Raw genomic sequence first — 12,911 nt, forward strand, 5'->3', positions numbered from 1 at the left:
TCCGACGGGTAGCGTGCTGGACACCAGCGCTGGCGATCAGGGAGGAGCGCTCGTGGATTCTCGTGCCGTCAGGACGTTCCGGGTGTTCGTCGTCGTCACCGCCGTCGTCGCCATCGCACTGGGCATCGTGGCCATCGTCTGGCCCCGCCCGTCGCTCGTGCTCGTGGCGCTGCTGTTCGGCGTGTACCTCGTCGTGGCCGGAGCGCTCCGGGTCTTCGCCGCGGTGCGGGGACACGGCACCCGTCCGGTGTGGCGGTGGACGTCCGGCATCGTCGGCGGCCTCGTCGCGGTCGCGGGGCTCGTGACCCTGCTCGACCCGGCGATCCCGCTCGTCGTCTACGCCGTGCTCGCCGGGGTCGGGTTCCTGTTCGAGGGGGTCGCCGCGATCGTCGGCGGGTTCGTCGGCCACCCGGGGTCGTCACGCGTCCCGACCGTCGTCAGCGGCGTGCTGTCGATCATCGGGGGAATCGTCGTGCTCGTCGCACCCGGACTCGCGCTGACCGTCTTCATGGTCTTCGCCGGCATCGCGCTCATCGTCGTCGGGGCCGCTGCCCTGCTGCTCCTGCCGCCGCGCGCCGCCGTCCGCCGGTAGCCGCCGCGCGCCGCCGTCCGCCGCTAGGCCGACCCGGTGCCGAAGAGCAGTCCGAGCGCGTAGGTGACGATCGCCGCACCGAACCCGATGGCGAGCTGCCGGAATGCCCGCTTGCCGGGAGACGCTCCGCTCAGCACGCCGACGACGGCACCGGTGCCGAGCAGCGCGATGCCCACCAGCCCGCCGGCCACCGCGATCGCCGGCCAGCCCTGCATGCCGAACAGGAACGGCAGCACCGGGATGATCGCGCCCGAGGCGAAGAAGCAGAAGCTCGACACCGCGGCGCTCAGCCCGGTACCGACCGCCTCGTGGTCGTCCGCGACCGCGGTCGAACCGGTCGCCGGCCGCCGTTCACCGATGCCGGACAGCACCTGCGCGGCGTGCTCGGTCGCCTCGGCCTCGGACATCCCGCGCGCCCGGTAGACCAGGGCGAGCTCGTTCGCGTCGACGTCGAGGTCCGACACCGCCTTGCCGGCCTCGGGGTGCGGCGCGGACGCCTCGAGCAGTTCGCGTTGCGACCGGACTGAGACGTACTCCCCCGCCCCCATCGACAACGCGCCGGCGAGCAGGCCGGCGATGCCGCTCAGCAGCACGAAGTGCCGGTCGGCCCCGGAGGCACTGATGCCGATGATGAGCGCCAGGTTGGACACCAGGCCGTCGTTCGCGCCGAACACCGCCGCCCGGAACGTGCCGGACAGCCGCATCCGGCCCCGGTTCGCGAGCCCGCGTACGACCTCGCCGTGGATCCGCTCGTCGGCGGCCATCCGCGCGGTCGCGTCCGAGTCGTCGGCGTACGGGGAGCGGTCCTCGGCGCGCTGCATGAGCGCGAGGACGAAGACCGACCCGAACCGCTTGGCGAGCACGGCGAGCACCCGGGTGCGGAGGCTCCCCCGCTGCGGCCGTCCGACGTCGTCGCCCAGCAGGTCGAGCCAGTGGTCGGCGTGCCGTCCCTCGGCCTCGGCCAGCGCGACGAGGATCTCGCGCTCCTCGCCGGAACGGCGGGCAGCGAGGTTGCGGTACACGGCCGCCTCGGCACGTTCGTCGGCCAGGTAGCGACGCCAGCGGTGGACGTCGGCGCGCGGCGCCGGGGTGTCGGATCGGAGGCTCACAGCGACCATCCTGCCGCCTGCGGCCGACGTCCGGTCACCACCAGGGCCGTGGAGACGCGGCAGGGCGCGGACCGGAAGCGGTCGACGCTGCGCGCGCCGGGCCTCCAGTCCGCGCCCTGGTGGCGACGGATCCCTCGGATCAGTCCCGGACGTACGCCGGCGCGGCCTCGGCGTGGGCGTCGCCCACCCGGTGCACGCGCAGGTCGTTCGTCGAGCCCTCGATGCCGGGAGGGGACCCGGCCGTCACGATGACGCGGTCGCCGGGGGCGGCCAGGCCGTTCTCGAGGAGGACGTCGTCCACCTGCGAGAAGAGCTCGTCGGTGTGGGTCTTCCGCTCCACCAGGAACGAACGGACCCCCCAGGTGAGGGCCATCCGGCGGCGCGTGGCCTCGTTCGGGGTGAAGGCGATGATCGGCAGACCGTGGCGCAGGCGCGACATGCGGCGGGCCGAGTCGCCGGACTCGGTGAAGACGCAGAGGTACGACGCCTCGGTGAACTCGGCGATCTCGACGGCGGCGAGGGTGATCGCACCGCCGAGGGTGCGCGGCTTGGTGCCGAGCGGGGCGATGCGCTCGAGCCCGTGGTCCTCGGTGGACTCGACGATGCGGGCCATGGTGCGGACGGTCTGCACCGGGTACTCACCGACGCTCGTCTCACCGGACAGCATGACCGCGTCGGCACCGTCGAGGACGGCGTTGGCGACGTCGGACGTCTCGGCGCGGGTGGGGATCGGCGACGAGATCATCGACTCGAGCATCTGCGTCGCGACGATGACCGGCTTCGCCATGCGGCGGGACAGCTCGACGGCGCGCTTCTGCACGATCGGGACGGCCTCGAGCGGGAGCTCGACGCCGAGGTCACCGCGGGCGACCATGATGCTGTCGAAGGCGTCGATGATCTCCTCGAGCGCGTCGACGGCCTGGGGCTTCTCGACCTTGGCGATGACCGGCAGGCGCTTGCCCTCTTCGTCCATGATCTCGTGGGCACGCACGACGTCGCTCGCGTTGCGCACGAACGACAGCGCGATGAGGTCGGCGCCCTGGCGGATCGCCCAGCGCAGGTCGGCTTCGTCCTTCTCGCTCAGCGCGGGGACGTTGACGGCGACACCGGGCAGGTTGATGCCCTTGTTGTTGGACACCGTGCCGGGGACGACGACCTCGGTGCGGACCCGCACGCCGTCGGTGTCGAGGACACGGAGGCGGACACGGCCGTCGTCGATGAGCAGCGGGTCGCCGGGCTTGACGTCCTGCGGCAGGCCCTTGAACGTCGTGCCGCAGATCTCCTTCGAGCCGGGGACGTCCTCGGTCGTGATGGTGAAGACGTCACCGACCGCCAGGTCGTGCGGGCCGTCGGCGAACCGTGCCAGACGGATCTTCGGACCCTGCAGGTCGACGAGGATCGCGACGGGCTTGCCGAGTTCTTCGGCGGCACGACGGACGTTGACGTAGTTGGCCTCGTGGACGCTGTAGTCACCGTGGCTGAGGTTGAGGCGGGCGACGTCGACGCCCGCTTCGATGATCTCCTTGACGGTCTCGTAGTCCGACGTTGCCGGTCCGAGCGTCGAAACGATCTTTGCGCGTCTCAATGGATTCCTTCGTGGTGGTGGATGGAGCTTGGGTTTCCGCGCTGTGGGGCCGCGCGGAACGAAGCGAGGCCACCAGCACCCTACCGAGTGCTGGTGGCCTCACGCTCACGGGAGCGTGAGCATCTGGTGGAGACGGTCCGCCGTCTGGCGGCGGTCCGACATCTGGTGCGCGTCCGACATCAGACGGAGATCGCCCGGTCGGTCGCCTTGACCGGTGCCGGCAGGATCGTGGAGCCCTCGAGGTACTCGTCGACCTGCGCGGCCGCGGCACGGCCCTCGGCGATCGCCCACACGATGAGCGACTGACCACGACCCGCGTCGCCGGCGACGAACACGCCGGCCTCGTTGGTCGCGTAGTCGGCACGGCGGTCGAGCGCCCCGGAGACCGTGGTCGGCAGACCGAGCTGCGGCTCGATCGTGTCCGACTCGGGACCGGTGAAGCCCATCGCGATGAGGACGAGGTCGGCCGGGATCTCCCGCTCGCTGCCCGCCTTCGGGACCCGTCGGCCGTCGAGGTACTCGGTCTCGGCGACCCGCAGTGCGCGGACCTCGCCGGCGTCGTTCGACAGGAACTCGACGGTCGAGGCGAGGAAGTGCCGCTCGCCGCCCTCTTCGTGGGCGCTCGTGATCTCGAACACGGTCGGGAACATCGGCCACGGCTGGTCGGACGGACGCTCGAGCGGCGGCTGCTTGCCGATCGCCAGGTTCGTCACGCTCAGCGCACCCTGACGGTGGGCGGTGCCGATGCAGTCCGCGCCGGTGTCGCCGCCGCCGATGACGACGACGTGCTTGCCCTCGGCCGTGATCTGGTTGTCGACCGTCGTGCCCGCGTTCGCCTTGTTCTGCTGGACCAGGTAGTCCATGGCGAAGTGCACGCCCTCGAGGTCGCGCCCCGGGATCGGCAGGTCGCGCGGGACCGTTGCACCGGTGGCGACCACGACCGCGTCGTAGCGCGACTTCAGGTCGTCCCAGGTGATGTCCTTGCCGATCTCGACCCCGGCACGGAACCGGGTGCCCTCGGCCTGCATCTGGGCGAGGCGCGCGTCGATCTGGCGCTTCTCCATCTTGAAGTCCGGGATGCCGTAGCGGAGCAGTCCGCCGATGCGGTCGTCCCGCTCGTAGACGGCGACCGTGTGGCCGGCACGCGTGAGTTGCTGCGCGGCGGCGAGCCCGGCGGGGCCGGAGCCCACGACGGCGACGGTCTTGCCCGTCAGGCGCTCCGGCGGGTGCGGGGTGACCCAGCCGTTCTGGAAGGCCTGGTCGATGATCGAGACCTCGACCTGCTTGATCGTCACCGGGGGCTGGTTGATGCCGAGCACGCACGACGACTCGCACGGGGCCGGGCAGAGCCGACCCGTGAACTCCGGGAAGTTGTTCGTCTCGTGCAGGCGCTCGATCGCCTGGCGGCCCTCGCCGCGCCACGTCAGGTCGTTCCACTCCGGGATCAGGTTGCCGAGCGGGCAGCCCTGGTGGCAGAACGGCACGCCGCAGTCCATGCAGCGGCCGGCCTGGCGCTTCAGGACACCGGACTCCTGCTGCTCGTAGACCTCTTTCCAGTCCATGAGTCGCACGGGCACGGGTCGCCGGGGCGGGAGTTCGCGTTCCTGGACCTTCAGGAATCCCTTGGGGTCAGCCACCGGTCACCTCCATGATCCTGTTCCACACGATGTCACCGTCGGGGTCGAGCCCCTCGTCGACGGCCTGTCTGCGTGTCTCGAGCACCGCCGCGTAGTCGCGCGGCAGCACCTTGACGAAGTCGCTCAGGTCTCCGGACGCCAGCAGGTCGGACGCGAGCGTCGAACCCGTCTCGTCGGCGTGCCGGGTGAGCAGGTCGGTGACGATCTCGACGTCGGCGCTGTCGAGCGCCTCGAGCCGGAGTTCACCGGACGCCAGGGCGTCGGTGTTCACGTGCTCTTGGCGCAGGCCGCGGACGTACGCCGTTCCACCGGACATGCCGGCACCGAGGTTCCGGCCGGTCTCGCCGAGGATGAGCGCGAGCCCGCCCGTCATGTACTCGAGCGCGTGGTCGCCCACGCCCTCGACGACGGCCGTGGCACCGGAGTTCCGCACCAGGAACCGCTCACCCACGATGCCGCGGATGAACATGCTGCCCTGGGTGGCGCCGTACCCGATGACGTTGCCGGCGATGACGTTCTCGGCGGGGTCGAAGCCCGAACCGGCGTCGGGGCGGACGACGATCTGGCCGCCGGAGAGCCCCTTGCCGACGTAGTCGTTGCTGTCGCCGATCAGCCGCAGCGTGATGCCCGCCGGCAGGAACGCGCCGAGCGACTGCCCGGCGGAACCGCGCAGGGTCACGTCGATCGAACCGTTCGGCAGGCCGTGCTCGCCGTGTCGCAGGGTCACCTGGTGGCCGAGCATGGTGCCGACCGCGCGCTCGGTGTTGCGGATGGGCAGGTCGAGCGCGATCGAACCGCCGTGGTCGAGCACGTCCGCGGTCTGCTGGATGAGCTGCACGTCGAAGTGCTGGTCCAGCTCGTGGTCCTGCTCGCGGTGGTGGCGGCGCGGTTCGGCGTCGTCGAAGTGCGGTCCCTTGAGCACCGGCGCGAGGTTGAGGCCCGACGCCTTCCAGTGCTCGACGGCACGGTCGACGTCGAGCGCGTCGGTCTGCCCGATGGCCTCGTCGAGGCTGCGGAAGCCGAGCTCGGCGAGCAGCTCGCGGACCTCTTGCGCGATGAACTCGAAGAAGTTCACGACGAACTCGGGCTTGCCGGAGAACCGCTTGCGGAGCTCGGGGTTCTGCGTGGCGACGCCGACCGGGCAGGTGTCCAGGTGGCAGACGCGCATCAGGATGCAGCCCTCGACCACGAGCGGCGCGGTCGCGAAGCCGTACTCCTCGGCCCCGAGCAACGCGGCCACGACCACGTCGCGTCCGGTCTTCATCTGCCCGTCCACCTGCACGACGACGCGGTCGCGCATGCCGTTCAGCATGAGCGTCTGCTGGGTCTCGGCCAGGCCGATCTCCCACGGGGTGCCGGCGTGCTTGAGCGAGTTCAGCGGGCTCGCGCCGGTCCCGCCGTCGTGGCCGGACACGAGCACGACGTCGGCCAGGGCCTTCGTCACGCCGGCCGCGACCGCACCGATGCCGGACTGGCTCACGAGCTTCACGTGGACGCGTGCGGCTGGGTTGGCGCGCTTGACGTCGAAGATCAGCTGCTTGAGGTCCTCGATGGAGTAGATGTCGTGGTGCGGCGGCGGCGAGATGAGGCCGACGCCCGCGGTGGCGTGCCGGGTGCGAGCCACCCAGGGGTAGACCTTCGCCGGGGGCAGCTGCCCGCCCTCGCCGGGCTTCGCGCCCTGCGCCATCTTGAGCTGGATGTCGGTGGCGTGCGTGAGGTACATGCTCGTCACGCCGAACCGGCCGGAGGCGACCTGCTTGATCGCGCTGCGGCGCTCGGGGTCGAGCAGGCGGTCGACGTCCTCGCCGCCCTCGCCCGTGTTCGAACGGCCGCCGAGTCGGTTCATCGCGATGGCGAGCGTCTCGTGGGCCTCCTTCGAGATGGACCCGTAGGACATCGCACCGGTGTTGAACCGCTTGACGATCGACTCGATCGACTCGACCTCGTCGAGCGCGATGGGCTTCCGAGCGCCCTGCTTGAACCGGAACAGCCCGCGGAGCGTCATGAGCTGCTCGGACTGGTCGTCCACGGCGCTCGAGTACTCGCGGAAGATGTCGTAGCGGCGGGCGCGGGTGGCGTGCTGCAGGCGGAACACCGTGTCCGGGTTGAACAGGTGCGGCGGACCCTGACGGCGCCACTGGTACTCGCCACCGATCTGCAGTCGCTCGTGCGAGAGCACCGCGCCGTCCTGCGGGTACGCCTGGGCGTGCCGCTCGGCGTTCTCCTTGGCGATGACGTCGATGTCGACGCCACCCAGGATCGACGAAGTGCCCGTGAAGTACTTGTCGACGAACTCCTGGCTGAGCCCGACGGCCTCGAACGCCTGCGCACCGGCGTAGCTGGACACCGTGGAGATGCCCATCTTCGACATGATCTTCAGCACGCCCTTGCCGAGCGCCTTGATGACGTTCTTGACGGCCTGCTCCGGGGTGATCCCGGGGATCATGCCGGCGCGGACCAGGTTCTCGCAGGTCTCCATCGCCAGGTACGGGTTGATCGCCGAGGCGCCGTACCCGATGAGGGTGGCCACGTGGTGGACCTCGCGCACGTCGCCGGCCTCGACGATCAGCCCGACCTTCATGCGCTGCTCGGTGCGGATCAGGTGGTGGTGGACCGCGGCGAGGAGCAGGAGGCTCGGCACCGGTGCCTGCTCGGAGTTGCCGTCGCGGTCGGACAGCACGATGAACTGCTTGCCGGACTCGATCGCAGCGTCGACCTCGTCGCACACGGCGGCGATGCGCTTCTGCATCGCCTTCTTGCCGGCGTCGACGCGGTACAGGCCCTTGATCGTGACGGTCAGGTGGCGACCCGACTCGGTCTCAAAGTGCTGGACCTTGGCGAGCTGGTCGTTGTCGATCACCGGGAAGTCGAGCGTGATCTGCTTCGCGTGCTCGGGACCGGCGGAGAGCAGGTTGCGCTCCGGTCCGAGCCCCATCCCCATCGAGGTGATGACCTGCTCGCGGATCGAGTCGAGCGGCGGGTTGGTCACCTGCGCGAACTGCTGCGTGAAGTAGTCGAAGAGCAGGCGCGGCCGTTCCGACAGCACGGCGATCGGGGTGTCCGAGCCCATCGCGCCGAGGGGTTCGGCACCCGCTGCCGCCATCGGGCGCAGCAGGATGCGGACCTCTTCCTCGGTGTACCCGAACGCACGCTGACGACGGGTGACCGACGCCGGGGTGTGCACGATGTGCTCGCGCTCCGGCAGGTCGTTGAGGTTGATGCGTCCGGCTTCGAGCCAGTCGCCCCAGGGCCCCGAGGCGGCGAGCTCGCGCTTGACCTCGTCGTCCTCGATGATGCGGCCGGCCTCGGTGTCCACCAGGAACATCCGGCCCGGACGCAGGCGACCCTTGCGCACGACCTTGGCGGCCGGCACGTCGATGACCCCGGTCTCGGAGCCCATCACGATGAGGCCGTCGTCGGTGACCAGGAAGCGTCCGGGGCGAAGGCCGTTGCGGTCGAGGGTGGCGCCGACGAGCGAGCCGTCGGTGAAGGTGATCGCGGCGGGGCCGTCCCACGGCTCCATGAGCATCGAGTGGTACTCGTAGAACGCGCGGAGGTCCGGGTCCATCGCGACCTGGTTCTCCCACGCCTCTGGAACCATCATCGACACGGCGTGCGGCAGGGTCCGGCCGGTCAGGGTCAGCAGCTCGAGGACCTCGTCGAACGAGGCCGAGTCACTCGCCCCCGGGCTCACGATGGGCAGCAGCGGGGCCATGTCGCCGAGCAGTTCGCTCTCGAGCTGCGACTGGCGGGCGCGCATCCAGTTGCGGTTGCCGCGCACCGTGTTGATCTCGCCGTTGTGGGCGATCGTCCGGAACGGCTGGGCGAGCGGCCACGACGGGAACGTGTTCGTGGAGTAGCGCGAGTGCACGATCGCGAGCTTCGAGGCGAAGCGCTCGTCGCTGAGGTCCGGGTAGAACGGTTCGAGCTGCAGCGTCGTGACCATGCCCTTGTAGACCATGGTGCGGCTGGACAGCGACATGAAGTACAGGTCGTTGTCGTGCTCGGCGCGCTTGCGGAGGCGGAAGGCCTGACGGTCCAGCGCGATGCCGCTCCACGAGGCACCGTGCACGTCGTGCCGGATGGAGGCGACGAAGAGCTGCTCGAACGCCGGCATCGCGGCACGGGCCAGCGTGCCGAGGACCTCCGGACGCACCGGGACCTCGCGCCACCCGAGGACCTTCAGGCCCTCTTCGCGGGCAAGCCGCTCGACGGCGCCCTTCACCGCGTGGCGGGCGTCGTCGTCCAGGGGCAGGTAGGCGGTGCCGACGGCGTACTCCCCCGCTGCCGGCAGCTCGAACGGCACGACGGCGCGCAGGAACTCGTCGGGCACCTGGCACAGGATGCCCGCGCCGTCACCGGTGCCCGCGTCGGAGCCCACAGCACCGCGGTGCTCGAGGTTCCGGAGCGCACCGAGGGCCGCGTCGACGATGTCGTGCCCGGGCGTGCCGCGCAGGGTCGCGACCATCGCGAGACCGCAGGCGTCCTTCTCGTTCGCCGGGTCGTACATGCCCGTGGCGTCCGGGATCGCGGAGAAGCGGCGGTGCGGCGGCACGAGGCTCGTCGGTGCCGAGGGCTGGGTTGGCTGGAGCGCCATGGGGAACCGTCCTCACGAGGAAGTGGAACAGGGACAGCGGTGGCCCGGTGGTGCGTTCCGCCCGAGCGGGCGGGACTGGTGCCCGTGCCCGCCGTCAGTGAGTTGCCCTGCCGGCCGGCGAGGTTGCTGGGCCCCGCTTGTGGCGGAGACCGTCTGGTGCTGCTGCTGCTGGTGGTGCTGCACGTGACCGGTGGTCGTCGGGAGCGGGTGCTCCCATCACGGGATCAGCGAGTGGTCGTGACCGGTTCGTCGCTCGTGACGCCGTCTGCTGCGTCGTCATCGTGCTCCGAGAAGGTGTCCTCGGAGTCTACAACGGAGGTCGGACGGGGCCCGCGACCCGGCAGGTACGGGCTCGGCTCCTTGCCGGTGTGCCGGCGGCTCTGCACCACGAAGATCAGGATGCCGATCACGACCGCGGCGAGGGCCACCCACACGTTGGTGCGGACACCGAAGAAGGTCTCGCTCGTGTCGACGCGGATGGACTCGAGCACCGAGCGTCCGGCGCCGTACCAGATCAGGTACAGGCCGAGGACCTTGCCCCACTGCAGCGTGAACTTGCGCGCCAGGAAGAGGATGACGACGACGCCGAGGACGTTCCAGATGATCTCGTACAGGAACGTCGGGTGGAACAGCGTGCCCTCGGGCAGGCCCTTCGGGAACGCGGCGTTGCTCGAGTCGATCTCGAGGCCCCAGGGCAGACTCGTCGGCATGCCGAAGAGCTCCTGGTTGAAGTAGTTGCCCAGGCGACCGAAGGCCTGTGCGAGCAGGACGCCCGGCACGACGGCGTCGATGAACGACGTGAACCGCAGGCCCACCTGACGGCAGCCGATCCACGCGCCGACCGAACCGAGGATGAGCGCCCCGAAGATGGCGAGCCCGCCCTCCCAGATGTACAGGAAGGACAGCGGGTCGATGCCGGGGCCGAAGTAGTCGGACACGTGGGTGAACACGTGGAAGAGACGTCCGCCGATGATGCCGGCGGGCACGGCCCAGATCGCGATGTCGATGATGATCCAGCGCTCGACGCCGCGGGCGTTGAGTCGTCGGTTCGCCAGGACGACCGCGGCCACGATCCCGATCAGGATGCAGATCGCGTACGCGTGGATGCGGAAGTCGAGGGGCAGCGACCATCCGAACGCGTCGCGCAGCCAGGCGGTCAGGTCGAAGTACTGCCAGGCGGTGCTCGGGCTCGGGATGCTCAGGAGGGGCATGGAGGTGCTGTCGCCTTTCGGAACTGACGGGGCGCGGTCGACGTGGCGTCGGCCTCGCTCACTGTAGCGCGGCTCGCGGGCCGGACAGGAACTGGACTAGCGGCGGCGGGCGCCGGTGGCGAGGTCGGCGGCACGGTCGGCCACACCCTGCACACCGAGGTCGGCCAGCGCACGGACGAACGCGGACCCGACGATGGCACCGTCGGCGTACTCGAGCACCTCACCGACCTGCTCGGCCGTCGAGATCCCGAGACCGACGCAGGTGCGCTCGACCCCGGCGTCGCGCAGACGCGACACCACCGTGCGTGCGGCGACGTCGACGCCGACCCGGGCACCGGTCACACCCATCGTCGAGACGGCGTACACGAACCCACGGCTGGCCTCGACCGCCTGGCGCATGCGCTCGTCCGATGAGGACGGTGCGGCGAGGAAGACCCGGTCGAGCCCGGTCCGCTCGGAGGCCTCGGTCCACGCGGAGGCCTCGTCGGGGATGAGGTCGGGCGTGATGAGGCCGGCTGCACCGGCGGCGACGAGGTCGTCGGCGAAGCGGTCCACGCCGTAGCGCAGCACCGGGTTCCAGTAGGTCATGACGAGGACCGGCACGTCGGCCCGTTCAGTGATCTGCTGCACGGCGTCGAAGACCTGTGCGACCCGGAAGCCGTTCGCCAGGCTCTCCTCGGCTGCCCGCTGGATCACGGGGCCGTCCATCACGGGGTCGGAGTACGGCAGACCGAACTCGATGACGTCCACGCCGTTCTCGGCGAGGGCGACGGCGGCGTCGACGCTGGTCTGCAGGTTCGGGTACCCGGCGGGCAGGTAGCCGACGACGGCTCCGGCGCGCTCGGCGTTGGCCGTGTCGATCGTCTGGGCGACGGTCTTGTTCGTGGTCACAGCTGCACCGCGTTCTCGTCGAGGATGCCGAAGTAGCGACTGGCGGACGCGACGTCCTTGTCACCGCGGCCGGACAGGTTCACGAGCACGACGCCTTCGGGCCCGAGCTCCTTGCCGAGCTTCATCGCACCGGCGAGGGCGTGGGATGACTCGATCGCCGGGATGATGCCCTCGGTCTGGCTCAGCAGGCGGAACGCCTCCATGGCCTCGGTGTCGGTGATCGGCTGGTACTTCGCGCGGCCGATCGACGCCAGGTACGCGTGCTCCGGTCCGACGCTCGGGTAGTCGAGTCCGGCGGAGATGCTGTGGCTCTCGATCGTCTGGCCGTCCTCGTCCTGCATCAGGTACGACTTCGCACCCTGCAGGACGCCCTCGCGACCGAGCGTGATGCTCGCCGCGTGCCGACCGGTCTCGACGCCGTCGCCCCCGGCCTCGAAGCCGTGCAGTGCGACGGACTCGTCGTCGAGGAACGCCTCGAAGATGCCCATCGCGTTCGAGCCGCCGCCGACGCAGGCCGCGACGGCGTCCGGCAGGCGCCCGACGCGGTCGAGGACCTGCTGGCGCGCTTCCTCGCCGATGACCTTGTGGAACTCGCGCACCATCTCGGGGAACGGGTGCGGACCGGCGACCGTGCCGAGCAGGTAGTGCGTCGACTCGACGTTGGCGACCCAGTCGCGCAGGGCGTCGTTGATGGCGTCCTTCAGGGTGCGGGAACCGGTCTCGACCGGGATCACCTCGGCACCGAGCAGGCGCATCCGGGCCACGTTGAGGGCCTGTCGCTCGGTGTCCACGGCGCCCATGTAGACGACGCACTCCATGCCGAACAGGGCTGCGGCGGTCGCGGTCGCGACGCCGTGCTGGCCGGCACCGGTCTCGGCGATCAGGCGGGTCTTGCCGAGCCGACGGGCGACGAGGGCCTGGCCGAGGACGTTGTTGATCTTGTGGGACCCGGTGTGGTTCAGGTCCTCGCGCTTCAGGATGACCCGGGCGCCACCGGCGTGCTTCGCGAAGCGCGGCACCTCGGTGATGATCGAGGGGCGCCCGGTGTAGTCGCGCTGCAGCTCGTCGAGCTCCGCACGGAACGCCGGGTCCGCCCAGGCCTGGCGGAAGGCGGCCTCGAGCTCATCGAGCGCGAGGACGAGGGACTCGGGGACGAAGCGTCCGCCGAAGTCACCGAAGTAGGGGCCGTGCAGGTCGCGGAGTGAGGTCACGATGTGTCTCCCGGGACGAGTCCGACGCGGCTGGTCGGCCGCGTCGGACGGGTGGAACGTGCGGCCGCGGTCGGCGGC

General features: G+C 70.5%; 8 protein-coding genes. 1 reads left to right on the forward strand and 7 read right to left on the reverse strand.

From position 1 onward, the window contains the following. The first annotated feature begins 52 nt into the window (after nt 1–52). Nucleotides 53–592 carry an HdeD family acid-resistance protein gene (locus DEI96_RS10015; protein ID WP_181440514.1) on the forward strand — a complete coding sequence of 180 codons (540 nt, stop codon included), beginning with the start codon at nt 53–55 and terminating at the stop codon, nt 590–592. A gap of 23 nt (nt 593–615) precedes the next feature. Here DEI96_RS10015 and DEI96_RS10020 read toward each other — a convergent pair whose 3' ends face one another. The 7 genes from DEI96_RS10020 to trpB all read right to left on the reverse strand — a co-directional run bounded on the left by DEI96_RS10020 (nt 616) and on the right by trpB (nt 12,833). Then, entirely contained in the window at nt 616–1,710 is a 1,095-nt protein-coding gene (locus DEI96_RS10020) for a VIT1/CCC1 transporter family protein (RefSeq protein ID WP_111023052.1), read from the reverse strand. A gap of 130 nt (nt 1,711–1,840) precedes the next feature. Beyond that, nucleotides 1,841–3,286, reverse strand: a complete 1,446-nt coding sequence (gene pyk / locus DEI96_RS10025) for a pyruvate kinase (RefSeq protein WP_110891587.1) — start codon at nt 3,284–3,286, stop codon at nt 1,841–1,843. A 179-nt stretch (nt 3,287–3,465) separates the two neighbouring features. Further along, nucleotides 3,466–4,923: a glutamate synthase subunit beta gene (locus DEI96_RS10030; protein ID WP_111023053.1), complete on the reverse strand. Its 1,458-nt coding sequence runs from the start codon at nt 4,921–4,923 to the stop codon at nt 3,466–3,468. After that, nucleotides 4,916–9,520, reverse strand: a complete 4,605-nt coding sequence (gene gltB / locus DEI96_RS10035) for a glutamate synthase large subunit (protein WP_502866279.1) — start codon at nt 9,518–9,520, stop codon at nt 4,916–4,918. Before gltB ends, DEI96_RS10030 begins: the two co-directional genes overlap by 8 nt. A 224-nt stretch (nt 9,521–9,744) precedes the next feature. After that, entirely contained in the window at nt 9,745–10,731 is a 987-nt protein-coding gene (gene lgt, locus DEI96_RS10040; RefSeq protein ID WP_071244753.1) for a prolipoprotein diacylglyceryl transferase, read from the reverse strand. A 96-nt stretch (nt 10,732–10,827) separates the two neighbouring features. Next, a complete protein-coding gene (trpA, locus tag DEI96_RS10045; protein ID WP_111023054.1) occupies nt 10,828–11,622 on the reverse strand; it encodes a tryptophan synthase subunit alpha in 795 nt (264 codons plus the stop codon). Continuing rightward, nucleotides 11,619–12,833: a tryptophan synthase subunit beta gene (gene trpB / locus DEI96_RS10050; RefSeq protein WP_071244754.1), complete on the reverse strand. Its 1,215-nt coding sequence runs from the start codon at nt 12,831–12,833 to the stop codon at nt 11,619–11,621. The genes trpA and trpB overlap by 4 nt, the downstream gene beginning before the upstream one ends. Nucleotides 12,834–12,911 lie beyond the last annotated feature (78 nt).

Origin of the sequence: Curtobacterium sp. MCLR17_031, from assembly GCF_003234775.2 — a bacterium.
Lineage (GTDB): Bacteria > Actinomycetota > Actinomycetes > Actinomycetales > Microbacteriaceae > Curtobacterium > Curtobacterium flaccumfaciens.

Coding starts and splice junctions, on each gene's coding strand:
- DEI96_RS10020 (WP_111023052.1), bottom strand. CDS start 1,710: ATGGTCGCTGTGAGCCTCCGATCCGACACCCCGGCGCCGCGCGCCGAC.
- gltB (WP_502866279.1), bottom strand. CDS start 9,520: ATGGCGCTCCAGCCAACCCAGCCCTCGGCACCGACGAGCCTCGTGCCG.
- lgt (WP_071244753.1), bottom strand. CDS start 10,731: ATGCCCCTCCTGAGCATCCCGAGCCCGAGCACCGCCTGGCAGTACTTC.